Annotated in this window: 23 protein-coding genes; 18 read left to right on the top strand and 5 right to left on the bottom strand. The window is 67.7% G+C overall.

What is annotated here, in order from left to right; translation table 11 throughout:
* The first annotated feature begins 1 nt into the window (after window position 1).
* The 11 genes from GC106_RS37235 to nuoN all read left to right on the top strand — a co-directional run bounded on the left by GC106_RS37235 (window position 2) and on the right by nuoN (window position 14,117).
* Complete coding sequence (locus tag GC106_RS37235) at window positions 2-1,351, top strand: NADH-quinone oxidoreductase subunit D (protein ID WP_173140340.1); 1,350 nt, start codon at window positions 2-4, stop codon at window positions 1,349-1,351.
* Complete coding sequence (gene nuoE, locus GC106_RS37230; protein ID WP_376777805.1) at window positions 1,348-2,211, top strand: NADH-quinone oxidoreductase subunit NuoE; 864 nt, start codon at window positions 1,348-1,350, stop codon at window positions 2,209-2,211. The genes GC106_RS37235 and nuoE overlap by 4 nt, the downstream gene beginning before the upstream one ends.
* Complete coding sequence (nuoF, locus tag GC106_RS37225; protein ID WP_173140298.1) at window positions 2,208-3,506, top strand: NADH-quinone oxidoreductase subunit NuoF; 1,299 nt, start codon at window positions 2,208-2,210, stop codon at window positions 3,504-3,506. Before nuoE ends, nuoF begins: the two co-directional genes overlap by 4 nt.
* Window positions 3,506-5,950: an NADH-quinone oxidoreductase subunit G gene (locus GC106_RS37220; RefSeq protein ID WP_173140296.1), complete on the top strand. Its 2,445-nt coding sequence runs from the start codon at window positions 3,506-3,508 to the stop codon at window positions 5,948-5,950. The genes nuoF and GC106_RS37220 overlap by 1 nt, the downstream gene beginning before the upstream one ends.
* Window positions 5,951-6,035: 85 nt before the next feature.
* Complete coding sequence (gene nuoH / locus GC106_RS37215; protein ID WP_173140294.1) at window positions 6,036-7,328, top strand: NADH-quinone oxidoreductase subunit NuoH; 1,293 nt, start codon at window positions 6,036-6,038, stop codon at window positions 7,326-7,328.
* Window positions 7,315-7,845, top strand: a complete 531-nt coding sequence (gene nuoI / locus GC106_RS37210) for an NADH-quinone oxidoreductase subunit NuoI (protein WP_173140292.1) — start codon at window positions 7,315-7,317, stop codon at window positions 7,843-7,845. Before nuoH ends, nuoI begins: the two co-directional genes overlap by 14 nt.
* A complete protein-coding gene (locus GC106_RS37205) occupies window positions 7,842-8,687 on the top strand; it encodes an NADH-quinone oxidoreductase subunit J (protein WP_246367699.1) in 846 nt (281 codons plus the stop codon). The genes nuoI and GC106_RS37205 overlap by 4 nt, the downstream gene beginning before the upstream one ends.
* Complete coding sequence (gene nuoK / locus GC106_RS37200; RefSeq protein WP_042182552.1) at window positions 8,684-8,983, top strand: NADH-quinone oxidoreductase subunit NuoK; 300 nt, start codon at window positions 8,684-8,686, stop codon at window positions 8,981-8,983. The genes GC106_RS37205 and nuoK overlap by 4 nt, the downstream gene beginning before the upstream one ends.
* Window positions 8,984-9,050: 67 nt before the next feature.
* Window positions 9,051-10,949 (top strand): NADH-quinone oxidoreductase subunit L, encoded by a 1,899-nt coding sequence (nuoL, locus tag GC106_RS37195; protein ID WP_173140334.1) that lies wholly within the window; start codon window positions 9,051-9,053, stop codon window positions 10,947-10,949.
* Window positions 10,949-12,550, top strand: a complete 1,602-nt coding sequence (locus GC106_RS37190; RefSeq protein WP_246367697.1) for an NADH-quinone oxidoreductase subunit M — start codon at window positions 10,949-10,951, stop codon at window positions 12,548-12,550. The genes nuoL and GC106_RS37190 overlap by 1 nt, the downstream gene beginning before the upstream one ends.
* Before the next feature lies 1 nt (window position 12,551).
* Window positions 12,552-14,117, top strand: coding sequence for an NADH-quinone oxidoreductase subunit NuoN (gene nuoN, locus GC106_RS37185; protein ID WP_312873185.1), 1,566 nt, complete (start codon window positions 12,552-12,554; stop codon window positions 14,115-14,117).
* On the opposite strand, the gene GC106_RS37180 is transcribed toward nuoN, so the two are convergent.
* Window positions 14,114-14,428, bottom strand: a complete 315-nt coding sequence (locus GC106_RS37180) for a hypothetical protein (protein WP_173140290.1) — start codon at window positions 14,426-14,428, stop codon at window positions 14,114-14,116. The genes nuoN and GC106_RS37180 overlap by 4 nt on opposite strands.
* 76 nt (window positions 14,429-14,504) lie before the next feature.
* Between GC106_RS37180 and GC106_RS37175 the strand changes: the two genes are divergently transcribed.
* The 6 genes from GC106_RS37175 (at window position 14,505) to GC106_RS37150 (ending at window position 20,022) form a co-directional block, all read left to right on the top strand.
* On the top strand, window positions 14,505-15,353 hold the full coding sequence (locus tag GC106_RS37175; RefSeq protein ID WP_173140288.1) for a helix-turn-helix domain-containing protein: 849 nt from the start codon (window positions 14,505-14,507) through the stop codon (window positions 15,351-15,353).
* Entirely contained in the window at window positions 15,350-15,655 is a 306-nt protein-coding gene (locus tag GC106_RS37170) for a DUF397 domain-containing protein (RefSeq protein WP_173140286.1), read from the top strand. The genes GC106_RS37175 and GC106_RS37170 overlap by 4 nt, the downstream gene beginning before the upstream one ends.
* Window positions 15,656-15,727: 72 nt before the next feature.
* Window positions 15,728-16,738, top strand: coding sequence for a polyprenyl synthetase family protein (locus tag GC106_RS37165; RefSeq protein WP_312873184.1), 1,011 nt, complete (start codon window positions 15,728-15,730; stop codon window positions 16,736-16,738).
* 62 nt (window positions 16,739-16,800) lie between these two features.
* On the top strand, window positions 16,801-18,000 hold the full coding sequence (locus GC106_RS37160; protein WP_173140284.1) for a sunset domain-containing protein: 1,200 nt from the start codon (window positions 16,801-16,803) through the stop codon (window positions 17,998-18,000).
* 60 nt (window positions 18,001-18,060) lie between these two features.
* Window positions 18,061-19,215 carry a GGDEF domain-containing protein gene (locus tag GC106_RS37155; protein WP_246367689.1) on the top strand — a complete coding sequence of 385 codons (1,155 nt, stop codon included), beginning with the start codon at window positions 18,061-18,063 and terminating at the stop codon, window positions 19,213-19,215.
* Between the two features lie 39 nt (window positions 19,216-19,254).
* Window positions 19,255-20,022, top strand: a complete 768-nt coding sequence (locus GC106_RS37150) for an ESX secretion-associated protein EspG (protein WP_173140282.1) — start codon at window positions 19,255-19,257, stop codon at window positions 20,020-20,022.
* Between the two features lie 156 nt (window positions 20,023-20,178).
* Here GC106_RS37150 and GC106_RS37145 read toward each other — a convergent pair whose 3' ends face one another.
* The 4 genes from GC106_RS37145 to GC106_RS37130 form a co-directional block, all read right to left on the bottom strand.
* Complete coding sequence (locus GC106_RS37145; RefSeq protein ID WP_173140280.1) at window positions 20,179-21,234, bottom strand: 2-oxoacid:ferredoxin oxidoreductase subunit beta; 1,056 nt, start codon at window positions 21,232-21,234, stop codon at window positions 20,179-20,181.
* On the bottom strand, window positions 21,231-23,138 hold the full coding sequence (locus GC106_RS37140; RefSeq protein WP_173140278.1) for a 2-oxoacid:acceptor oxidoreductase subunit alpha: 1,908 nt from the start codon (window positions 23,136-23,138) through the stop codon (window positions 21,231-21,233). Before GC106_RS37140 ends, GC106_RS37145 begins: the two co-directional genes overlap by 4 nt.
* 209 nt (window positions 23,139-23,347) lie before the next feature.
* Entirely contained in the window at window positions 23,348-24,097 is a 750-nt protein-coding gene (locus tag GC106_RS37135) for an enoyl-CoA hydratase (RefSeq protein ID WP_173140276.1), read from the bottom strand.
* Between the two features lie 69 nt (window positions 24,098-24,166).
* Complete coding sequence (locus tag GC106_RS37130) at window positions 24,167-24,619, bottom strand: Lrp/AsnC family transcriptional regulator (protein WP_173140274.1); 453 nt, start codon at window positions 24,617-24,619, stop codon at window positions 24,167-24,169.
* Window positions 24,620-24,694: 75 nt separating this feature from the next.
* On the opposite strand from GC106_RS37130, the gene ddaH reads away from it, so the two are divergent.
* Window positions 24,695-25,519 carry a dimethylargininase gene (gene ddaH / locus GC106_RS37125; RefSeq protein WP_376777804.1) on the top strand — a complete coding sequence of 275 codons (825 nt, stop codon included), beginning with the start codon at window positions 24,695-24,697 and terminating at the stop codon, window positions 25,517-25,519.
* The last annotated feature ends 132 nt before the right edge of the window (window positions 25,520-25,651 follow it).

Below are 25,651 nucleotides of genomic sequence, written 5' to 3'. Positions count from 1 at the left end.
CATGAAGACCGGCACTGCGACGAACGAGACCGCCCCGAGCGGCGACCCGTACGCGGCCGAACCGAGGAAGACCACCGAGGGTCCGGTCTACACGCTGACCGGTGGCGACTGGGACCAGGTGCTCGAGGACGCCACGCACGACGAGCGCATGGTGATCAACCTCGGTCCGCAGCACCCGTCGACGCACGGCGTGCTGCGCCTGGTGATCGAGATCGAGGGCGAGACCGTCACCCAGGCCCGTTCGGTGATCGGTTACCTGCACACCGGGATCGAGAAGAACTGCGAGTACCGGACCTGGACGCAGGGCGTCACCTTCATCACGCGTACCGACTACCTCGCGCCGCTGTCGCACGAGGCCGCGTACTGCATGGGTGTCGAGAAGCTGCTGGGCATCGAGGCGCCGCGCCGCGCGCAGCTGATCCGTCAGCTGCTGCTGGAGATCAACCGGATCTCGTCGCACTTCGTCTACCTGGCCACCGGCGGCATGGAGCTCGGCTCCACCACCGCGGCCGCGCTCGGCTTCCGTGAGCGCGAGGTGCTGCTGCACACGCTGGAGTACATCACCGGTCTGCGGATGAACCACGCGTTCATCCGGCCGGGCGGGGTGGCTCAGGACCTTCCGGAGGACTGGAAGGACTACCTGACCAAGTTCGTCAAGACGATGGAAGAGCGCATCGTCATGTACCACAAGCTGTTCACCGGACAGCCGGTCTGGCGCAACCGCTTGAAGGACGTCGGCTACCTGTCCCTGGACGGCTGCCTGGCGCTGGGCATCACCGGCCCGGTGCTGCGGTCCGCCGGTCTGGCCTGGGACCTGCGCAAGGTCGAGCCGTACCTGGCGTACGACGAGGTCGACTTCGAGGTCCCGACCTCGACCGACGCGGACTGCTGGGCTCGTTATCTCATCCGCATGGAGGAGATGACCCAGTCGATCAAGATCATCAAGCAGACGATGAAGCTGCTCGAGCCGGGCCCGGTCATGGTCGAGGACAAGAAGATCGCGTGGCCCGCGCAGCTGACGATCGGCCCGGACGGCATGGGCAACTCGCTCGAGCACGTCCGCAAGATCATGGGTCAGTCGATGGAGTCGCTGATCCACCACTTCAAGCTGGTGACCGAGGGCTTCCAGGTCCCGGCGGGTCAGGTGTACCTGCCGATCGAGTCGCCGCGCGGTGAGCTGGGCTACCACCTGGTGTCCGACGGCGGCACGAGGCCGTTGCGTGTGCACGCCCGTGAACCAAGCTTCGTGAACCTGCAGGCAATGCCCGCCATGGCTGAGGGCGGGCTGATCGCGGACCTGATCGCCGCGGTCGCTTCGATCGATCCAGTCATGGGCGGTGTGGACCGATGACGACTTCCGGGCCAGGGCAGACCTACGGCGGCTCCTCCGTCACCGGGGGTGAGACCTACCAGGCGGGGCACGACGATTCCACCACCGCGATGGACGCGTCGGTCCTCAGCCGGGCGGAGACCACGCCGCTGATCACCGAGATCCGTGAGGACCTCAGCGTCTTCGACGGGATCGTGGACAAGGCGCGGGCGATCATCGCCCGCTACCCGCAGTCCCGCTCGGCGCTGCTGCCGATGCTGCACCTGGTGCAGTCGGTGCAGGGCTACGTCAGCCAGGCCGGGATCCAGTTCTGCGCAAGGGAACTGGAGCTCGCGCCGGCCGAGGTCAGCGCGGTGGCGACGTTCTACACGATGTACAAGCGCAAGCCCTGCGGCGAGCACCTGGTCAGCGTGTGCACGAACACCCTGTGCGCGGCGCTCGGCGGCGACGAGATCTACCAGACGCTGCGCGAGCACCTCGGTGAGCCGGGCAAACCGTTGGGGCACGAGGAAACCGCGGGCACGCCGGGCGAGCCGGGGTCGATCACGATCGAGCACGCCGAGTGCCTGGCGGCCTGTGACCTCGGGCCGGTGCTCCAGGTGAACTACGAGTTCTACGACAACCAGACGCCGGAGAAGGCGGTCGAGCTGGTGGACGCCCTGCGGCGCGGCGAGAAGCCCGCGCCGACCCGGGGCGCCCCGCTGACCGACTTCAAGGACGCGTCGCTGCAGCTGGCCGGCTTCTTCGACCGCGAGTCCGATGTGGAGGGTCCGTCGCAGGCGGCGGAGACGCTCGCGGGCGCGCAGCTGGCCCAGGACCGCGGCTGGACCGCGCCGGCGATGCCGGCGAACGTGGCGTTCCCCGACCTGGAGAAGAAATGAGCACAGTCGACCCGGTGACGCCGGTACTCACCAAGCGCTGGCTGTCTCCCCGCTCCTGGTCCATCCAGACCTACGAGCAGCTGGAGGGCTACACCGCGCTGCGCAAGGCGTTGACCGCGACGCCCGAGCAGATCGTCCAGGTGGTCAAGGACTCCGGCCTGCGCGGCCGGGGCGGCGCGGGCTTCCCGTCCGGCCTGAAGTGGTCCTTCATGCCGCCCAACGAGGACAAGCCGCACTACCTGGTGATCAACGCCGACGAGGGCGAGCCGGGCACGTGCAAGGACATCCCGCTGATGATGGCGGACCCGCACTCGCTGATCGAAGGGTGTGTCATCGCCTCCTACGCGATGCGTTCGCACCACTGCTTCATCTACGTGCGCGGTGAGGTCCTGCACTGCATCCGCCGGCTCAACGCGGCGGTCAAGGAGGCGAAGGCCGCCGGGTACCTCGGTGAGAACATCCTCGGCTCCGGCTACGACCTGGAGATCACGGTGCACGCCGGTGCGGGCGCCTACATCTGCGGCGAGGAGACGGCTCTGCTGGACTCGCTCGAAGGCCGCCGTGGCCAGCCTCGCCTGAAGCCGCCGTTCCCGGCGGCGGCGGGTCTCTACGCCGCTCCCACCACAGTGAACAACGTCGAGACGATCGCGTCGGTTCCCTACATCATCAACGGCGGCTCCGACTGGTTCCGCAGGATGGGCACGGAGAAGTCGCCCGGCCCGAAGATCTACTCGATCTCCGGCCACGTCGAGCGGCCCGGCCAGTACGAGGCGCCGCTGGGCACCACGCTGCGCCAGCTGCTGGAGATGGCCGGCGGCATGAAGGACGGCATCCCGCTGAAGTTCTGGACGCCGGGTGGCTCGTCCACGCCGATGTTCACCGCCGAGCACCTCGACGTGCCGCTGGACTTCGAGGGCGCGGCCGAGGCGGGCTCGATGCTCGGCACCACCGCGGTGCAGGTCTTCAACGAGACGGTCTCGGTGCCGTGGGCCGTGATGAAGTGGACGCAGTTCTACAAGCACGAGTCCTGCGGCAAGTGCACTCCCTGCCGGGAGGGCACGTACTGGCTGGTGCAGATCCTCGAGCGGATGGTCGACGGTAACGGCACCGAAGAGGACATCGACACGTTGCTCGACGTCTGCGACAACGTGCTCGGCCGGTCCTTCTGCGCGCTCGGGGACGGTGCGGTCAGCCCGATCCAGAGCGGCATCAAGTACTTCAGGGACGAGTTCCTCGCGCTCTGCCAGAAGAACCGCGAGAAGAACCGTAAGCCTGCCATGGCGGGAGCGAACTGATGACCGTTGCACCCGAGAAGAACGAGCTTGTCGTCCCGGAGGGACACGTCAAGCTCGTCATCGACGGTATCGAGGTGGTGGCCCCCAAGGGCGAGCTGCTGATCCGCACCGCCGAGCGGATGGGCATCACGATCCCGCGGTTCTGCGACCACCCGCTGCTCGACCCGGCCGGTGCCTGCCGGCAGTGCCTGGTCGAGGTGGAGATGGGCGGCAGGCCGATGCCCAAGCCGCAGGCGTCCTGCACGATCACCGTCGCCGACGGCATGGTCGTCAAGACGCAGGTCACCTCGCCGGTCGCGGACAAGGCCCAGCAGGGTGTGATGGAGCTGCTGCTCATCAACCACCCGCTGGACTGCCCGATCTGCGACAAGGGCGGTGAGTGCCCGCTGCAGAACCAGGCGCTGGCGCACGGCCGGACCGACTCGCGGTTCGTGGACCGCAAGCGGACGTTCGCCAAGCCGATCCCGATCTCCACCCAGGTGCTGCTGGACCGCGAGCGCTGCGTGCTGTGCCAGCGCTGCACGCGGTTCTCCGCGCAGATCGCCGGTGACCCGTTCATCGAACTGCTGGAGCGCGGTGCGCAGCAGCAGATCGGTATCGCGGAGGAGAAGCCGTTCCAGTCGTACTTCTCCGGCAACACCATCCAGATCTGCCCGGTCGGTGCGTTGACCAGTGCCGCGTACCGGTTCCGGTCGCGGCCGTTCGACTTGGTGTCCACGCCGGGCGTGTGCGAGCACTGCTCCTCCGGCTGTGCCGAGCGCACGGACTGGCGGCGGGGCAAGGTTATGCGCAAGCTCGCCGCCAACGACCCCGAGGTCAACGAGGAGTGGATCTGCGACAAGGGCCGCTTCGCGTTCCGGTACACCGGTGCGGCCGACCGAGTGCTGCGGCCGATGGTGCGGGACAAGGCGACCGGTGAGCTCAAGCAGGCCTCGTGGACCGAGGCGCTTCAGGTCGCGGCCGAGGCGCTGACCAAGGCCCGCGGCTCGGCCGGTGTGCTGACCGGTGGCCGGCTGACCCTTGAGGACGCCTACGCGTACTCGAAGTTCGCCCGGGTCGCCCTGGGCACCAACGACATCGACTTCCGCGCCCGGCCGCACTCGCGTGAGGAGCAGGAGTTCCTGGCGTCCACTGTGGTCGGTACGACCCCGGAGACCGGGGTCACCTTCACCGGCATCGAGGCCGCGCCGACCGTGCTGTGCGTGGCCTTCGAGCCGGAGGAGGAAGCGCCGATCGTCTTCCTGCGGCTGCGCAAGGCCGCCCGCAAGGGCCGGACCAAGGTCTTCCACATCGGACAGTGGACGTCCCCGGCGGTCGAAAAGACCTTCGGCACGCTGCTGGCCACGCCGCCCGGCGGCGAGGCCGCCGCGGTGGACGCCCTGAGCAGCCACGCGCCGGACGTCACCGAAGGGCTCGGCAAGCCGGGTTCGGTGATCCTGGTCGGCGAGCGCGCCGCGCAGGTCCCGGGACTGTTCTCCGCGCTGCTGCGGCTGTCGGAGCAGACCGGCGCCAGGATCGCGTGGATTCCGCGGCGCGCCGGCGAGCGTGGTGCGGTCGAGGTCGGTGCGCTGCCGACGTTGCTGCCCGGCGGCAGGCTGGTCGCGGACGCCGCGGCCCGTGCCGAGGTCGAGCAGGCGTGGGGCCTGGAGCCGGGCTCGTTGCCGGACGTTCCGGGCCGTGACACCAACGGCATCATCGAGGCCGCCGCGAACGGCGAGCTTCGCGCGCTGGTGGTGGGCGGCGTCGACCCGTACGACCTGCCGGACCCGCAGCTGGCCCTGAAGGCGTTGCGGACCGCGGACTTCGTGCTCAGCCTGGAGCTGCGGCACAGCGCGGTCACCGAGTTCGCCGACGTGGTCCTGCCGATCGCGCCGTCGGTCGAGAAGGCCGGGACCTTCCTCAACTGGGAAGGCCGCCGCCGCGAGTTCGGCACCACGCTGGACGGGACCGGCGCGCTGCCGGACTGCCGGGTGCTGGACACGCTGGCCGTCGAGATGGACGCGGACCTGTTCACCCAGACGCCGACCGCGGCCGCCGGTGACCTGGCCAGGCTGGGGACGACCAGCACCGCCAGGGCCGCCGCGCCGACCGTCGAGTCGCGCCAGCAGAGCCTGCCGCAGAGCGACGGGCAGGCGCTGCTGGCCACGTGGCGTCAGCTGCTGGACAACGGTTCGTTGCAGGAGGAGGAGCCGCACCTGGCCGGGACCGCCCGGCGCGTGGTGGCCCGCCTGTCCGAGCACACGGCCGAAGTCCTCGGTGTCGACAAGGCGGAAACCGTGCGGGTCTCCACCGACCGTGGTTCGGTCACCGTGCCGTTCGAGTACGCGGACCTGCCCGACGGTGTCGTGTGGCTGCCCGGGAACTCCGGCGACGTCAGGGTCCGCCGCGAGCTCGGCGCCCTGCACGGCAGCCCCGTGAACGTCCACCCAGGAGGGACCGAATGACCAACGCCCTCGAAACCCTCGTGAGTGTTTATCGGTGTTCTAACCCTGATAACCACTCACGACTGATGACCTGGGGGGATGTGGCATGAGCAGGGCAGAGCTGCTGGCCGACGACCCGATCTGGTTGATCCTGCTGAAGGTGCTGTGCATCTTCCTGTTCGCGCTGCTCACCGCGATGATCACGGTGTGGGCCGAGCGGCGGCTGATCGGCCGGATGCAGAACCGGCCTGGTCCCAACCGGGTCGGCCCGTTCGGTCTGCTGCAGCCGATCGCCGACGCGATCAAGATGCCGTTCAAGGAAGAGATCGTCCCGCGCACGGCGGACAAGGTGACCTACCGGCTCGCTCCGGTGCTGGCACTGTCGCCGACCATGATCGGCCTGGCGGTGATGCCGTTCGGCCCGGAGGTCTCGATCTTCGGTGAGCGGACCGTGCTGCAGCTGGTCGACCTCCCGGTCGGCGTGCTCGTGGTGCTGGCGGCCGCGTCGATCGGTGTCTACGGCGTCGTGCTCGCGGGCTGGTCCTCCGGCACGCCCTACCCGCTGCTCGGTGGTCTTCGGTCGGCCGCGCAGGTGATCTCGTACGAGATCGCGATGGGCCTGGCGATCGTCGCGGTCATCCTGCAGACGCACTCGCTGTCGCTCGGCGACATCGTCGACTCGCAGCAGGGCCTGTGGTTCGGTATCGCGCTGTTCCCGGCGTTCTTCATCTACCTCGTCGCGATGGTCGGTGAGACCAACCGGGCCCCGTTCGACCTGCCGGAGGCGGAGTCGGAACTGGTCGCGGGCTTCCACACCGAGTACAGCTCGATGAAGTTCGTGATCTTCTACATCGCCGAGTACATCAACATGATCGTGGTGTCGGCGATGGGCACGACGCTGTTCCTCGGCGGCTACATGGCGCCGTGGCCGATCTCGCTGATCGGCGACAACTACTTCAACAGCGGCTGGTGGCCGATGTTGTGGTTCATCGGCAAGATCGGGCTGGCGCTGTTCTTCTTCATCTGGCTGCGCGGCACGCTGCCGAGGTACCGCTACGACCAGTTCATGAAGCTGGGCTGGAAGTTCCTGGTCCCGATCAGCCTGGTGTTCATCGTCGCGCTGACCGTCATCAACGTGTTCGACCAGCTCAGCACCACGGGAATCCTGATCTCGGCCGGGTTCTTCATCCTCTTGCTGATCGCACTGGTGATGATGATCCCGGACCGCCGGGAGCCGAGGGCGGGCCGCGTGCCGCTGTCCGGCGGCGGCTACCCGGTGCCGCCGATCGACCTGCAGATTCCGAGCAAACCGAGGCGGACCAAGCAGGCCCGCTCACGCGCCGGCCGTCGCCAGACCGTGGCGGCCGGGGCAAAGGAGGGCGACGATGGGGTTTCTTGATCCGGTAAAGGGTTTCGGCGTCACCTTCGGGATGATGTTCAAGAAGGTCGCCACCGAGAAGTACCCCGAGGTCAAGAAGGTCACCGCACCTCGGTACCACGGGCGGCACCAGCTCAACCGGCACCCGGACGGGCTGGAGAAGTGTGTCGGCTGTGAGCTCTGCGCGTGGGCCTGCCCGGCGGACGCGATCTTCGTCGAAGGTGGCAACAACACCGACGAGGAGCGTTATTCCCCGGGTGAGCGCTACGGCGCGGACTACCAGATCAACTACCTGCGGTGCATCGGCTGCGGCCTGTGCATCGAGGCGTGCCCGACCCGCTCGCTCACCATGACCAACGAGTACGAGCTGGCCAACGACAACCGCCAGGTGCTGATCTTCACCAAGGAGGACCTGCTCGCCCCGCTGCTGCCGGGCATGGAGGCCCCGCCGCACCCGATGCGTCTCGGCGAGACGGAGCAGGACTACTACGTGAACGGTCCTGAGCTGGCGAAGCGGGCGCAGGAGGAAGCCAAATGAGCAACTCCGCCATGCTGCTGGCCCAGGCAGGCGCCGAGGTCGCCAAGGTCTCCACCGGTGAGGCGATCTCGTTCTGGATCCTGGCCCCGCTCGCGCTGGGCGGCGCACTCGGCATGATCTTCGCCCGCAACGCCGTGCACTCGGCGATGTTCCTGGTGCTGACCATGCTCTCGCTCGGCGTGATGTACATGGTCCAGCAGGCGCCGTTCCTCGGCTTCGTGCAGATCATCGTCTACACCGGCGCGATCATGATGCTGTTCCTGTTCGTGCTGATGCTGGTCGGCCGGGACTCGTCCGACTCGGTGGTCGAAGTCCTTCGCGGGCAACGGGTCTGGGCGGCGATCCTGGGCATCGGGCTGGCCGGCCTGCTGGTCACCGGCGTCGCCGAGGCGCTGACCTCGGTCCGGCCGGTCGGGCTGGCCGAGCAGAACGCGGGTGGCGCCAACGTCGCGAACATCGGCCGGTCGGTCTTCACCGACTACCTGTTCCCGTTCGAGCTCACCTCGGCGCTGCTGATCACGGCCGCGCTCGGTGCGATGGTGCTCGGCTACACCGACAAGTCGAAGCGCCGCACCCAGCGGGAGACCGCGGACGCGCGCTTCCGCGGCGAGCACGACCGGCCGAGCCCGCTGCCCGGCCCGGGTGTGTACGCCACGGCCAACTCGGTCGCCGTCCCGGCCCTGCTGCCGGACGGTTCGATCGCGCCGGAGTCGGTGTCCGCGATCATCGAGGCCACCGCGTCGCGGGAACTCGCCACGGACATCGAGACCGTCGCGGGCGCGATCCCAGGTCCCGACGCCCACGCGTTGAAGCCTGCCGCTGCCAAGGAGGGTGACAAGTGACCCCCACCTACTACCTGCTGCTCTCCGCGCTGCTGTTCACCATCGGCGCGGTGGGCGTGCTGGTCCGGCGCAACGCGATCGTGGTGTTCATGTGCGTCGAGCTGATGCTCAACGCGGTGAACCTGACCCTGGTGACCTTCGCCAGGATCAACGGTTCGCTGGACGGCCAGGTGATGGCGTTCTTCGTGATGGTCGTGGCGGCCGCCGAGGTCGTGGTCGGCCTGGCGATCATCATGTCCATCTTCCGCACCCGTCGCACCGCCTCGGTGGACGACGCGAACTTGCTGAAGTACTAGAGGGGTAGAGCAGGTGTCCCAGACATTCAGCCTCGCCGCCGCGGAGCAGGTGGTCCCGGCGAGCGGACTGGCCGGCTCGGCGTGGCTTCTGATCGCGCTGCCCGCCCTCGGCGCACTCGTCCTGCTGGTAGGCGGCCGTCGCACCAACGCGTGGGGCCACCTGCTCGGCATCGCGACGGTCGTCGCCTCGTTCGCCATCGGCATCGCGCTGTTCTTCGACTCCGGCAGCAGCCAGGTCCAGGAAGCCAAGCTGTTCTCCTGGATCAACGTGAACGCGCTGAACGTCGACTTCGGACTGCGGATCGACCCGCTGTCGATCACGTTCGTGCTGCTGATCACCGGTGTCGGCTCGCTGATCCACATCTACTCGGTCGGCTACATGGCCGACGACGACGGCAGGCGCCGGTTCTTCGGCTACCTGAACCTGTTCGTCGCGGCGATGCTGATCCTGGTGCTGGGCAACAGCTTCGTGACGCTGTACCTCGGCTGGGAAGGCGTGGGTCTGGCGTCCTACCTGCTGATCGGCTGGTATCAGAACCGCCCGTCCGCGGCCACCGCGGCGAAGAAGGCGTTCCTGATGAACCGCGTCGGTGACGTGGGCCTGGCGGTCGCGATCTTCCTGCTGTTCAAGAACCTGGGCACCACGCAGTACACCGAGGTGTTCGCCCGGGTCGGCGAGCTGTCGCCGGCCACGGTCACCGCGATCACGATCCTGTTGCTGCTGGGTGCCTGCGGTAAGTCCGGCCAGTTCCCGTTGCAGGCGTGGTTGCCGGACGCCATGGAGGGCCCGACTCCGGTCTCCGCCCTGATCCACGCCGCGACGATGGTGACCGCGGGTGTCTACCTGATCGCCCGCGCCAACCCGATCTACAACCTCTCGGCCGACGGCCGGCTGGTCGTGGTCATCATCGGTGCGATCACGTTGCTGATCGGGTGCGTCATCGGTTGCGCGTACGACGACATCAAGAAAGTCCTGGCGTACTCGACGGTTTCGCAGATCGGCTACATGATCCTGGCGGTCGGCCTCGGCCCGTTCGGCTACGCGCTGGGCATCATGCACCTGGTCGCGCACGGCTTCTTCAAGGCCGGGTTGTTCCTCGGGGCCGGTTCGGTGATGCATGCCATGAAGGACGAAGTGGACATGCGCAAGTACGGCGGCCTGTGGCGGATCATGCCGATCACGTTCGGCACGTTCCTGCTCGGCTACCTCGCGCTGATCGGCATCCCGCCGTTCTCCGGCTTCTTCACCAAGGACGCGATCATCGCGGCGGCGTTCGGCCAGGAAGGCTGGCGCGCCTGGGTGTTCGGCGGCGCGGCGCTGCTGGGCGCCGGGCTGACCGCGTTCTACATGACCCGTCTGGTGCTGATGACGTTCTTCGGCAAGCAGCGCTGGAAGGAGCTGAAGGCCGAGGACGGCTCGGACTTCCACCCGCACGAGGCCAAGTCCGTGATGACCATCCCGATGATCATCCTGGCGATCGGCTCGGTCGGCGCGGGCTTCTTCTTCACCTCCGGCGACCGGTTCGTCACCTGGCTGGCGCCGTCGCTGCAGCCGTTGCAGGAGGTCGAGCACGGAGTCCTCTCGCACGGCATGATCCAGATCCTGGTGATCGGCCTGTCGGTGCTCGGCGTGCTGCTGGCGTGGCTGATCGTCGGCCGCAAGGACGTCCCGGTGGTCAAGCCCGCCCGGGTCTCGCCGGTCGTTCGCGCCACTCGCGCGGACCTGTACGGCAACCACCTGAACGAGGCCCTGGTCGCCCGGCCGGGCACCTGGCTGGCCCGCGCTCTGGTCTACGTGGACAACAAGGGCGTCGACGGCCTGGTGAACGGGATCGCGGCGTCGTTCGGCGGTAGTTCCGGCAGACTTCGCCGGCTGCAGACCGGGTTCGTGCGTTCGTACGCGCTGAGCATGCTGGCGAGCGGGATCCTCGTGGTCGCCGCGCTGCTGATGGTGAGGTTCTCCTGATGAACTTTTCTTCGGCCCCGATGGCCGCGGGCACGTCCAGTGGCGGCGCGGCTTATCTGCTCGCGTTGCTGCTGCTGCCGCTGCTCGGCGGCATCGTGGTGGCGTTCCTCAAGGACGACCGGATGGCCAAGCTGACCGCGCTGACGGTCTCCCTGGTCGAGCTGGCGCTGGTCATCCCGGCGTGGATCACGTTCGTGCCCAACGGTTCGCGCATCCAGCTGGCCCTGTCGGTGGACTGGATCCCGGCGTTCGGCGTGCACTTCTCGCTCGGCATCGACGGCATCGCGCTGACGATGATCGCGCTGATCGGCGTCCTCACCCCGATCGTGATCGGCGGGTCGTGGGCCGACAAGCTGCCGGAAGGCCGTGGCGCGGCGGGTTTCTACTCGCTGCTGCTGGTGATGCAGACCGGCATGGTCGGCGTGTTCGCCGCGACCGACGTGTTCCTGTTCTACGTGTTCTTCGAGGCCGTGCTGGTCCCGATGTACTTCCTGGTCGGCCGGTTCGGCGGGCCGCGCAGGCAGTACGCGGCGATGAAGTTCTTCCTGTACTCGCTGCTCGGCGGGCTGATCATGCTCGCGTCGGTGATCGGCCTGTACGTGGTGAGCGCGGACTACAACAACGGTGTCGGCACGCTGGACTGGCAGACGCTGTCGAACGTGATGGACCAGGCGCCGCTGAGCACGCAGATCTGGCTGTTCCTCGGCTTCTTCGTGGCGTTCGCGATCAAGGCGCCGCTGGTTCCGTTGCACACCTGGCTGCCGGACGCGACCGCCGAGGCCCCGATCGGCACCGGCGTGCTGCTGGTCGGTGTGCTGGACAAGATCGGCACGTTCGGCTTCCTGCGTTACTGCCTGCCGCTGTTCCCGGCGGCCAGCCAGGAACTGGCGCCGCTGGTGCTGGTGCTCTCGGTGCTCGGCCTGATCTACGGCGCGATCCTGGCCACCGGCCAGAACGACATGAAGCGGTTGATGGCGTACATCTCCATCGCCCACTTCGGGTTCATCGGCCTGGGCATCTTCGCCTTCTCGACCCAGTCGATCGCCGGTTCGGCGCTCTACATGGTCAACCACGGTCTGGCGACCGGAATGCTGTTCCTGGTCGTGGGCATGGTGATCGCGCGGGGCGACTCGCGGCTCATCTCGGACTACGGCGGTCTGTCGAAGGTCACCCCGCTGCTGGCCGGGCTGTTCCTGTTCGGTGGTCTGGCGGCGTTGTCGCTGCCCGGCACGAACTCCTTCGTCAGCGAGTTCCTGGTGCTGGTCGGGTCGTACCCGAACGCCCCGGTCTACGCGATCCTCGGCGCGGTCGGCATGATCCTCGCCGCGGCGTACGTGCTCTGGGCGTACCAGCGGGTCTTCCAGGGGCCGGTGCGCGGCAACGCGCTGGTCGGCGTGGCGGGCGGTCCCGGCGCGGCGACCGACCCGGCCAAGGTCGGCATCTCCGACCTCGGCGTGCGCGAGAAGGTCGTGCTGGCCCCGCTGGTCATCCTGATCATCTTCCTGGGCTTCTACCCGGCGCCGGTGCTGGACGTGCTCCAGCCGACGGTGGACGCAACGCTGCAGTCGGTCGGCCTGGCCGACCCAGTGGGAGGCAAGTGACGTGTTGGCTCTACAACCACCACCGCAGGCGCCGATCGACGCGCCGCAGATCGAGTACTCGGCGATCCTGCCGGTCCTGATCCTGCTCGGCGCGGCGTGCATCGGGGTGCTGGTCGAGGCGTTCGTGTCCAAGGCGAGCCGGTGGGCGGCGCAGGTCACGCTGTCCCTGCTGGCGATCCTCGGCGCGGGACTGGCATTCGTCCTGTACGTCACCGACTCGCCGGAGCGCGGGCTGACCACGCTGTACCGGACCATCGCGGTCGACCGGCCCGCCCTGTTCCTGTGGGGCACGCTGCTCGCCCTCGGGCTGGGTGCGCTGCTGCTGATCGCCGACCGGACGGTCGAGCGCGGTGGCGCGTTCGTCGCCCAGGCCGGTATCCGGCCCGGCACGGTGCAGGACCGCGCGCAGATGGCGTCCGGCGGCATGCAGACGGAGGTCTTCCCGCTCACGCTGTTCGCGCTGTCCGGGATGATGATCTTCTGCGCGGCCAACGACCTGCTGACCATGTTCATCGCACTCGAGGTGCTCAGCCTCCCGCTGTACCTGATGTGCGGTCTGGCCAGGCGGCGCAGGCTGATCTCGCAGGAGTCGGCGGTCAAGTACTTCCTGCTCGGCGCGTTCGCCTCGGCGTTTTTCCTGTACGGCCTGGCTCTGCTGTACGGCTACGCGGGTTCGGTCAAGCTGGCCGACATCGCCAACGCCGCCGCGGGTTCGGCCGCGTCCGACACGCTGCTGTTCGGTGGCTTCGGTCTGCTGGTCGTCGGCCTGATGTTCAAGGCGTCGGTCGGTCCGTTCCACGCGTGGACGCCGGACGTGTACCAGGGCTCGCCGACCCCGATCACGGCTTTCATGGCCGCGTGCACGAAGGTCGCCGCGTTCGGCGGCATCCTGCGCGTGCTGACCGTCGGCTTCGAGTCGACCAGCTGGGAATGGCGTGGCGTGCTGTGGGTCGTGGCGGTCGCCTCGATGGTGATCGGCGCGGTGCTCGGCCTGACGCAGACCGACATCAAGCGGATGCTCGCGTACTCGTCGATCGCGCACGCGGGCTTCCTGCTCGTCGGTGCGCTGGCGCTGCGGCCGGAAGGCCTGTCGGGCACGCTGTTCTACCTGCTCACGTACGGTTTCACGACGCTGGCCGCGTTCGGCGCGGTGAGCCTCGTGCGTGACTCGAACGGCGAGGCGACGCACCTGTCCCAGTGGGCGGGGCTGGCCAAGCGCTCGCCCGTGCTCGCCTGGGTGTTCGCGTTCCTGCTGCTCGCGATGGCCGGTATCCCGTTGACCAGTGGGTTCATCGGCAAGTTCGTGGTGTTCTCGGCCGGTATCCAGGACGGCATGGCGCCGCTCGTGGTGATCGCGCTGGTCGCCTCGGCGGTGGCGGCGTTCTTCTACCTGAGGGTCATCGTGCTGATGTTCTTCAGCGACCCGGCGCCGGACGGCCCGACCGTGACGGTCCCCGGCACGTTCACCACCGCTGCCATCACCCTCGGCGTGCTGGTCACGCTCGTGCTGGGCCTGGTGCCCGCCTTCGCCCTGGACTGGGCGGGGACAGGCACGTTCGCCTTCTAGACATCGATGAATCCACGCGGGTCCGGCCAGGTGACAACCTGGTCGGACCCGTTTTGGCAGATGGTCACGGCGTAGATGTACGTGTCGGGCTCGTCCTGTTCGTCGAGCGTGCTGAGTTCGGCGCTGTACATGCCGCTGGCGACGACTTCGGCCCGGAGGATCTCCATCGCCCAGGCGGTGAGTCGTTTCGCCAGTGCCTCAAGTCCGACGTCGGCCGGGTCGACCTCAAGCTGGTGGACGATCTCGTAGTAGGCCCGATCAAGCTCCTGCTTGCGCAGGTCGAGCAAGGTGTACGCGAACCGGTTAGCCATCTCCGACCTCCTGTGCGATTATTCTCCTATTAGGCTGGCAGATAGTAATCAAGCGAGCAATCCACGATCGGGTGACATGGCGACTTCAAGCACCGTCCAGGCATGGGAACTGGGCATCCGCCTCAAGGAGCGGCGTGACGAACTGGGGATGACCGTCGCCGCCGCGGGCAAGGCGACCGGGCTTGGCGGCGCGAACCTCTCGGCCATCGAGACGGGCAAGCGGAAGATGCCTGCCTTCCGGATGCCGGACGTGGCCAAGGTCTATGGGCTGACCGAGGATGAGATGTCCACTTTGGAGGAGCTGCGCGTTGGCGCGGACCGCCGCGAGTGGTACCACGACTACGCCCAGATCTACTCGAACGACTTCGTCCGGTTCCTCGGATTCGAGGCCGGTGCGGCGAGTGTGCGGACCTATCAGGGCGAGGTCATCCCAGGTTTGTTGCAGACCGCCGACTATGCGCGGGCGATGATCCGTGGCGGCGGCCCTTACATCCGGCCGGTCGACGTGGACGCCCGGGTGGAGTCCCGGATGCGCCGCCAGGAGCGGCTGACCGGTGAGGATCCGCTGAAGCTATGGGCAGTTGTCGGCGAAGCCGCACTGCTTCAGCAGGTCGGTGGCCGAGAAGTCATGCGTGGCCAACTGGAACATCTCCTTGGCTTGCCCCGAGAATCGGTCGAGCTCCGGGTGATGCCGTTCAGCGTCGGCTCGCATCCGTTGATCGGGAACTCGGCGGTGGTGTTCACCTTCGCCGCGCCACGGCTGCCGGATGTGTTGTGGCATGAGAGCGTTACCGCGCAGACCATTGTCGAGAATCGCGGTAAGGTGCTCGAAGTGGCCGCGAGCTTCGAGGATGCCTCGGAGCGTGCACTGGACCAGGCGGATTCACAGGCTCGCATCCGGCAGGCGCTCAAGGAGTTGGCATGACTCAGGGCTGGTTCAAGTCGAGTTTCAGCAGTCCCAACGGCAACTGTGTTGAAGTGAACCTCGATACCCCTCATTTCGTCCGGGTTCGGGACAGCAAGAACCCACAGGGCGGCGAGCTGCGGTTACCGTCCAGCGGCTGGTTCAAGTCCACCTTCAGCAACCCCAACGGTGACTGTGTCGAGGTGAACCTTGACGCCCCTGGCTTAGTGCGGGTTCGGGACAGCAAGAACCCCGAGGGCGGCGAGCTTCGGATACCTTCCGTTACCTGGGAGCGTGCTGTGCGCCACGGTCTGCAGCCCTGACGGCTGTCACCGCCGTATCAGCGATTACGCTGAGCGGACTGGTACCACTGCTGCCGGGGGAGCGACAACGACGTGACAGCCGAACAGACGCCTGACCCGCGCCTGCCACTAGGGCTGAGCGCGGCCGATCCGGACCTGGTGAAGGCCGTTGGCCTGGCGCTCTCCGACGTGGAGAAGATCCTGCACGGGGTCGCCGACAGCGACGTCTCGTTCATCGACGAGGCAGCCCTGCACCTGGTCAACGCGGGTGGCAAACGTTTCCGTCCGCTGTTCACCCTGATCTCCTCGCACGTGGCCGACGGCCCGTTGCCCGAGGTCATCACCGCGGCCGCGGCCGTCGAGCTGGTGCACCTGGCGACGCTGTACCACGACGACGTGATGGACGAGGCGACCATGCGGCGCGGCGCGGCCAGCGTGAACGCCCGGTGGGACAACACCATCGCCATCCTGACCGGGGACTTCCTGTTCGCCCACGCGTCCGGCCTCGTCGCCGACCTGGGCACGGACGCCGCCCGGATCATCGCCGAGACTTTCTCCGAACTGGTCACCGGCCAGATGCGGGAGACCGTCGGCCCGGCGCCCGGCGAGAACCCGGTGGACCACTACCTCACGGTCATCGGCCAGAAGACCGGCTCGCTGATCGCCACCGCCGGTCGCTACGCCGGGATGTTCTCCAACGCCACGGCCGAGCAGACCGAGGCACTGCACCGCTACGGCAAGATCATCGGCGCGGCGTTCCAGATCTCCGACGACATCATCGACATCGCGTCCCCCGCCGCCGAGTCGGGCAAGACCCCCGGCACGGACCTGCGCGAGGGCGTCAGGACCCTGCCGATGATCTACGCACTGTCGCATCCCGGCAACGACCGTCTCACCGAGCTGCTCGCCGGACCGATCTCCGACGACGCCGAGGTCGAGGAAGCGCTCGAACTGCTGCGCGACTCGACGGGCATGCAGCGTGCACGGGAGACCCTGGAGCAGTACGCCGAGCGCGCACACGCCGCGCTGGCGCCTCTGCCCGCAGGTTCCGCACGCGACGCCCTCGAGCTGCTGACACGGTACGTCATCGAGCGGACCCGCTAAGTCCGTGATTCCTTAACCCCGTAATCTTGACAAAGGGGTGGGGTCCACGAGGGAGCGAGTGCATGCAGATCTTCGGCCAGGTCTGGCTTTGGAGCCTCGGGTCGTTCCTGCTTGGGGTGTTGTTCACCTGGTTGCTGCTGGTCAAGCCGACCCGCAGGCGGGTGGTCGAGCTGGAGGAGGCGGCCACGCGCTCGCCTCGTGAGCCCAGGCAGCCGACCCGTGTCGTGGAGCCCGTCGGTCCGCCGATGGGACGGGAGGCCGACCGCTTCCTCGACGACCTCTTCGACACGCCCAAGGCACCGCCCATGCCGCCGCAGGAGTCGGTTCAGCAGCCGCTGGTCCAGCAGCCGGTGTTGCCGCCGCCGGTGCCGAAGTTGCCGCCGCCACCGATGCCGGCCTCCGCGCAGCCGGGCCCGACCGCTCCGCCGGAGCTGCCGCCGTTGCCTGAGCCGGTGGCGAAACCGCCGGCGCAGACGTTCTCGTCCCGGTTGGACCCGACGGCTCCGCCCGAGCCGCCGATCCCCGACGAGAACGACACGGAACTGTCGGACCGCCCGTTCCGTGAGTTCACCGAGAGCACCACGGTGTTCGTGCCGCCCGCGGACCTGCGCATCCCGGACAAGGCCGAGCCGACGGGTGAGGACTGGTTCGCCAAGGAGGACGAACCGGACCCGCACCTGATCACCGACGTCCAGGACGACGAGCGGGTCGACGAGCGGGGCACGATCTTCACCCAGCACACCACGCCGATCTCCGACGACGTGATCCGCACGCTGGACAACGAGGCACCGCCCGAGCAGGTCCAGCCCTACCAGCCCAAGGCGGCGGCCGCGCCGGATTCCGAACCCGCGCAGCACATCGAGCCGCCTCAGGTGCCCAAGCCCGAGCCCAAGCCCGAGCCCAAGCCCGAGCCACTGCCCGCGCCCGAGCAGACGCGACAGTTCGAGCCCGCCGCTGCCCCGGCGCAGGAAGCCCAGAACGCCGGCCGGTCACTGTTCGAGCCGGTCGTCCCGGTCGCCGGCCAGGAGCAGGCCGAGTCGTCCCAGCCGGAGGACTTCGTGCCGCCGGGCCCGTTCGGCCCGGGTTCGGCGATGCCGCTGCCCGGTGGCGGCGCGCCCGCGCCGGAGTTCAACGTCAAGGCGAGCGTGACCGCGCTGCGGTACTGCACTCAGGACAACCCGCAATTCGACCGGATTGTCGCGGAGGTGTGGTTCCGGTCCCCGAGCGACGCCGAACGTGTGGGTTTCCGTGTCCTGTCCTAGGTTTCTATGCCCCTGATGTCGGAGTGACGCGCACCACACCGTCCGTTACGGTGCTGGGACATGACAGATCAGATCGCGCGGCGCTGGACATTGTGGCGGCTCCCGCGACGGGCTCTGATCGGTTATCCGATACTTTCGCTCGCGGGCGCCTTCACCGCATTGTCGACCATTCCGGTGCGCTCGGAAAATCTGCTGCCTTTCGGTTTGCTGATCTTCTGCGCGGTGGTTTACCCGGAACTGTCCCGGCCGATCGAGCGGCTGCGCCGGACCGGCCGGCCGTTCATCGACCTCAATTCGGTGTGGATGTTCGCGGCGGTGCTGTTGCTGCACCCGGCGTTGTCGGCCGCGGTGATCGTGGCCTCGTACACCTCCCAATGGATTCGCAACCGGTCGGGGAAGGCGGTCTCGGCCGCGGCGACGATCGTCGCCGGATACGCGGCCTACGCGTTCCTCGCGTGGGTGAGCGTCGTGCCGTTCGACCGCATGCCGCGTGACGTGGCGTCCTTCGGGCTCGTGGTGAGTGCGGGCCTGGTTTTCCTGATCGTCGATTCCGTGTTGATCTATTACGCGGCCCCGCATGATCTCGAAGCGGGTGACTACGCGTTGAGCGGGTCCGCGATCGCGCTCGGCATCGTGCTCGCCTGGGCTCTGGTCGACTGGCCGATCATTCTTGTGCTGATCGTCGGGATAGCGCTCGCGTTGCACCGCGGTGTGCTGATTCGTCAGTTACGGGATCAGGTCAGAGTCGATTCGAAAACGGGTCTGCTGAATTCCGCTTCGTGGTCGAAGGACGCGACGGCGCGGTTGCGGCACGGCGGAAGTTCCGCCTTGCTCATGCTGGACCTGGACAATTTCAAGACGATCAACGACAAGTACGGTCACCTGGTCGGCGACAAACACCTGAAAGCCGTCGCGGACGTGCTGAAATCCGAAGTCCGCGGTACCGATGTGGTCGGCCGGTTCGGCGGCGAGGAGTTCGTGATCCTGCTTCCCTGCACGTCGCTGGACGACGCGCTGGCCGTGGCCGAGCGCATCCGCCGCCGGATCGACAACCTGGGCACCGTGACGGTGTCGGTCGGCGTGGCCGCCCACCCGGAGCACGGCTCGTCGCTCGACGAGGTGGTCAACGCGGCCGATCTGGCGTTGCTGGCGGCCAAGACCGCGGGCCGCAACCGAACTTTGCTTTTCGCTGCCCCGCAGGCGCCGGGTTGGTAACGTGCTCGCGGGGATTGCACAGAAGTAGATTGGCGGCAGATGCCCACGACGTTCGGGTTGTCCTTCGCGGCGGTCGACATCCTGTCCGAGGGACTGCAGCTCAATTGCCGGGTGTACCCGTTCGACATTCCGAGCTTCGGCCAGTACGCCGAGGACCGGGTACGGATCGCCGGCGCGATCAGGGACGACCTGATCAACCGCGGCCTGGCCGACCACCAGCGCCTTGGCCCGGAAGTGACCACGGCGCTACGGCTGTTCAACGACTACCAGGTGGCGATCGCCGTGATGGGCGACGTCGAAGGCGGCCGGAAGGTCTACGCCCGCGGCGCGGTCACGGCCAGGCGCGGCATGATCGTCGTCCAGGACGACCAGGTGCTCAAGTTCCAGATGATCCGGCCGGAAGGCCTGGCCCGCGGCATCGCCGCGCTGCTGCCGCCGTTGAAGGCGGGACCGGGCCAGTCGGTCACCATCACCAAACCCAAGGCGCACCCGGTGCCAGCGGACGAGGAAGTCGGCTTCCGTCAGCCGGTGGCCCGCGCCCAGACCACGAACCCGGCCCAGCTGCGCGCCGCCGAGGAGATGTTGCGCCGCAAGCGTGTCGGCTCCGGCCACTTCGTGGTGACCGGCCGCGACCGCAACGGCAACGTCAAACGGGCACCCGGCCTCGGCTGGGTCGACACGGACGCGGGCCGCTACCTCGTGCAGACACTGGGCCGCGACGACGTCGACGGCGGCACGTTCTTCCCCGCCGACATCACCCGGATGACCCACCAGCTCAACGAACTGCTCAAGTCCGTCAGCGCCTGACGCCAGCGCCGTGTCCACCTTTCCGGCACCCCGTGTCCACCTTTCCGGCACATCGAAACACCCGTTCCAGCACCTCGAAATGCCCCCAGGCGATCGCCTGGGGGCATTTCGAGGTGCCGGAACGTGACTTTCAGCGTGCCGGAATGGTGGACACGATCACTCGACGGTCCAGGTGTCCCGGCCGCGCAGCAACGACTGCAGGTCCGCGGGCTTCGCGGCCTTGGCGGTCGTGATCTGGTCGCGGGCCAGGTCGTCGTACGTCGCCCGCTGCACGTTGCGGAAGATGCCGGTGACCGTGTGGGACAGGTCCTCGCCGCCGATGCGCGACAGCGCGAACGAGTACGTCGGGTCGTCGATGGTCGGGTCGTGCACGACGAGGTTTTCCTCGCCCGCCTCCGAGACCTTGGCGATCTCCAGACCGCCGAACCCGCTGCGCACCAGGCCGTAGTCGCCGTCCGGGCCGAAGCGGACCGGCTCACCCTGCCGCAGCGGGATCAGCCTGCGCTCCTTCTCCTCCGGGTCCTTCAGCACGTCGAACGCGCCGTCGTTGAAGATCGGGCAGTTCTGGTAGATCTCCACCAGCGCCGAACCGCGGTGCTGCGCCGCCGCCTGCAGGACCTCGGTCAGGCCCTTGCGGTCGGAGTCCAGCGCGCGGCCCACGAACGTCGCCTCGGCGCCCAGCGCCAGCGAGATCGGGTTGAAGGGGTGGTCGAGCGACCCCATCGGCGTGGACTTGGTGATCTTGCCGGTCTCCGACGTCGGGGAGTACTGCCCCTTGGTCAGGCCGTAGATCCGGTTGTTGAACAACAGGATCTTGAGGTTCACGTTCCGGCGCAGCGCGTGGATCAGGTGGTTGCCGCCGATCGACAACGCGTCGCCGTCACCCGTCACCACCCACACCGACAGGTCCGGGCGCGCCACCGCGAGCCCGGTCGCGATCGCCGGCGCGCGGCCGTGGATCGAGTGGATGCCGTAGGTGTTCATGTAGTACGGGAACCGCGACGAGCACCCGATGCCGGACACGAACACGATGTTCTCGCGCTTCAGGCCGAGCGTCGGCATGAACGCCTGCACGGCGTTCAGCACGATGTAGTCGCCACAGCCCGGGCACCAGCGGACCTCCTGGTCCGACTTGTAGTCCTTCGCGGTCTGCTTCTCGTCCGTGGTCGGAATTCCGGCCAGGCCGGGCAGCCCGAGGTCGATGGCGGTCATGCCGGGACCCCCTTCACAACGTCTGTGAACACCCCTTGCAACTCCTCGGCCTTGAACGGCAGGCCGGCCACCTTCGTGTAGCTGATCGCGTCGACCAGGAACTTCGCGCGGATGAGCATCGCGAGCTGACCGAGGTTCATCTCCGGGATCACCACCCGGTCGTACGAGCGCAGCACGTCACCGAGGTTCGCGGGGAACGGGTTGAGGTGCCGCAAGTGTGTCTGTGCGATGGCGAGCCCGAGCTTGCGGACCCGGCGGCAGGCCGCGCCGATCGGCCCGAACGACGAACCCCAGCCGAGCACGAGCACACGTGCCTTGCCGGACGGGTCGTCCACTTCGAGGTCCGGGACCTTGATGCCGTCGATCTTGGCTTGGCGCAGGCGCACCATGTGGTCATGGTTAGCCGGATCGTAGGAAATCGAACCCTTTCCGTCCTGCTTCTCCAGGCCGCCGATCCGGTGCTGAAGACCGGGCGTGCCGGGAACGGCCCACTCGCGCGCCAGAGTCTCCGGGTCGCGGACGTACGGCCAGTGCTCGTCTGAACCGTCGGTAGCGTTGGGCTTGGTCGCGAACGTCACGCGCAGGTCCGGCAGCGTCTCGACGTCCGGGATCAGCCACGGCTCCGAGCCGTTGGCGATCGCACCGTCGGACAGCAACAGCACGGGAGTGCGGTACTCCAACGCGATCCGTGCGGCGTCGACGGCGGCGTCGAAACAGTCGGCGGGCGACTGCGGCGCGATGATCGGCACAGGTGACTCACCGTTGCGGCCGTACATGGCCTGCAACAGGTCGGCCTGTTCGGTCTTGGTCGGCAGACCGGTCGACGGGCCACCGCGCTGGACGTCGATCACGACCAACGGCAGCTCGGTCATCACGCCGAGGCCGATCGTCTCGGACTTCAACGCGATACCGGGACCCGAGGTCGACGTCACGCCGAGCGCGCCGCCGTACGAGGCGCCGAGCGCCATGCCGATACCGGCGATCTCGTCCTCGGCCTGGATGGTCGTCACGCCGAAGTTCTTGTGCCTGGACAGCTCGTGCAGGATGTCCGACGCCGGCGTGATCGGGTACGTGCCGAGCACGACCTCCAGCCCCGACCGCTGTCCCGCCGCGACGATCCCGTACGCCAGCGCGGTGTTGCCGGTGATCTGCCGGTACGTGCCGGGGTTCAGCTTCGCCGGCGCCACGTGGTAGGTCGTGGCGAAGGATTCGGTTGTCTCGCCGTAGTTCCAGCCCGCGCGGAAGGCCAAGATGTTGGCCTCGGCGATGTCCGGCTTCTTGGCGAACTTCTCCCGCAGGAACTGCTCGGTGCCCTCGGTGGGGCGGTGGTACATCCAGGACAGCAGGCCGAGCGCGAACATGTTCTTCGCGCGCTCCGCGTCCTTCTTGGAAAGCCCGGTCTCCTCCAGCGCGCTGCGCGTGATCGTCGCCATCGCGACCTTGTGCACCTGGTAGGAGTCCAGTGAGTCGTCCTGGAGCGGGTCGGTGTCGTAGCCGACCTTCTGCAGGTTGCGCTTGTTGAACTCGTCGGTGTTGACGATCAGCGTCCCACCTGGTGGGAGATCGCCGATGTTGGCCTTCAGCGCCGCCGGGTTCATCGCGACAAGCACGTCCGGCCGGTCGCCGGGCGTGAGAATGTCGTAGTCGGCGAAGTGCAGCTGGAAGCTCGAGACACCGGGCAGTGTGCCCTGCGGAGCGCGGATCTCCGCCGGGAAGTTCGGCAACGTCGCGAGGTCGTTGCCGAAGGCCGCGGCCTCCGATGTGAACCGGTCACCGGTGAGCTGCATGCCGTCGCCCGAGTCGCCGGCGAACCGGATCACGACCCGGTCGAGCTTCGTGATCTCGGTGTGCCTGGTCGACTTCAGCGCGTGGCCGTTGGTTTCACCCTCGACACCTGTGCTCATTGGGCTCGCCTGATCCCTCTCTGCCGCAACCGTGAATTCAGTTGCTTACCCCGCTTCGAGCCTAGTCCTCGAATGTCGAGCCGGCCTCGCACCTGGCCGCAGTCGGGCTAGTCATTACCTGTTACCAAAGGTAGATACCGGGGTTGGACCGGCACCTGGCGAAGCGGTCTACGTCACATGCCATAAGTATATGTTACCGGCGGTAACACCTACGAGCGGCCGGTGATCCGCGTTCGCAGCCTCTCCAGCCGCTCGGCGAACTCGGCCGACTCCAGGGTGTGCACCTGTGCTCTCAATTCAGTTTCAACGGCATTCGCATGATCAACGTTGCCCGAGGTCGTGCGCAAAGTTTGTTTCGTGGTCCTGACAAGGTCCCGTGGCGCGTTCACCGCACCGCTCGCCAGTTGGACGGCGGCGGCGACCGGGTCGTCGGCGGCCTGCCAGGCAAGGCCCCGCTCAACTGCGGCTTCGGCGTCCAGGATGTGCCCGAGCAACGTCATGGCGACGGCCGTCTGCCGGTCGACGGCGCGCTGCAACATCCACGTCATGCCGCCACCCGGGTGAATCCCAATCTGTAGGAACCGGGCGTCGAACCTTGCGTTCGGACCGGCAATGCGTATGTCGCATGCGAGCGCCAGATTCAGGCCCGCGCCCACCGCGGCGCCGTTGACCGCGGCGATGGTCGGCAGGCCGCAGTCGGCGAACGCCAGGAAACCCGCGTAGATCCGGCGAAGTCCCTCTTCGTGGGCGTCGCCGAGAGTGGTGAGGTCGGCACCCGCGCAGAACGCCGGTGGCGCACCTGTGACGACGATCGCGTGCACGCTCTCGTCGTTCTCGCACTCCCGCACGGCATCCACGAGCGCCGCCGATATGGGCAGCGTCAACGCATTACGCCGTTGCGGAACGTTGAGCGTGATGACTGCGACCCCGCCGTCACGCTCCAGCAGCACCTCGGTCATGCCTTGAACCGTACGGTGCGGACCGTGGTGATCCACCTGGCGTCCCGGCGGATCGGACAGTCCGTCAAGTCACGTCCGGGGCTCGGGGGCGGGTGACCGTTCGAGCAGCGTGGACAGTACGACCGTGGAGACCGTGCGGTCGATCATGTCCACACCTCGCAGCCGCTCGAGCGCGTCCTCGAGGTGGTGGATGTCCGCGGCCCGCAGATGCACGATCGCGTCGGCCGCGCCGGAGACCGTGTAAGCCGCAACCACCTCCGGCAGCGGTTCGAGGCTCGCGCGGATCTGCCCGGGGGAGACGTTGCCCCGGTAACGGACCTCCACGAAGGCCTCGGTGCCCCAGCCGAGGGCCTCCGGGTCGACCACGGCCGTGAAGCCGCGCAGCACGCCGCGGTCGAGCAGCCGGTCAACCCTGCGCTTGACCGCAGGCGCCGACAGCCCGACGACCTTGCCGATCTCGGCATAGCTCGATCGGGCGTCGGCGACAAGCTCCGAAACGATTCGCTGATCTATCGAGTCCACACGCAACATTCTGCATGCTCAAGCGCAACAGTACGACCTTGATCCGTACTCGAAGGGGGCCATACATTTCGATCCATGACATCTGCGGACCGGATGCCCACGACCCGGCGGTATCTGATGTGCCCACCGCGGTACTTCGAGGTCGCGTACTCGATCAACCCGTGGATGGACCCGGCGAAGCCGGTGGACCACGACCTCGTGATGCGGCAGTGGCAGACGCTGCACGACACCTACGTCGACCTCGGCCACAAGGTCGAGACGATCGAACCCCAGCCCGGACTGCCCGACATGGTCTTCGCGGCCAACTCGGCGACCGTGATCGACGGCCGCGTCCTCGGCGCCCGGTTCCGCGCGGAACAACGAGCCGCGGAGGCGGACCACTACCGCAGGTGGTTCAACGAGAACGGCTACCACAACATCGTGATGCCCACGTGCATCAACGAAGCGGAAGGCGACTTCGCGTGGACCGGCCGCTACCTGCTGGCAGGCACCGGTTTCCGCACCGACCCCGGCGCCCACGCCGAAGCCCAGGAAGTCCTCGGCGTCCCGGTGGTGTCCCTGCACCTGACCGACCCGCGCTACTACCACCTCGACACGGCACTGTTCGTGCTCAACGAGGACGAGCCCAACGTCGCCTACTACCCCGGCGCGTTCTCCGAGGGCTCACAGCGCGTCCTGCGGCGTCTCTTCCCGGATGCGGTGATCGCCACGGCCGAGGACGCGGAGACCTTCGGCCTCAACGCCGTGTCCGACGGCCGCAACGTCATCCTGCCGACCGAGTCGACCGCCCTCGCCGCCCAGATCGAGGACCGCGGCTACGAACCGATCTTCGTGGACATCTCGGAGCTGAAGAAGTCCGGCGGCGGCCCCAAGTGCTGCACCATGGAGATCCGCGGCTGACCACGAATCACCCATCCGTGACATGCCGCACGTGTGTTCGATTGTGAGACACTCGGCCCGTGGTCGAGAGGGATAGCACCGCCCTGCTGCGGGAGGCCGTCGCCATACAGCGGAGGCACACGGCGTCCTCAA

It is taken from the genome of Kibdelosporangium persicum (assembly GCF_013280595.1).
In the GTDB taxonomy this organism is placed as follows: Bacteria; Actinomycetota; Actinomycetes; order Mycobacteriales; family Pseudonocardiaceae; genus Kibdelosporangium; species Kibdelosporangium persicum.
This window is presented reverse-complemented; position numbering and strand designations above follow the sequence as displayed.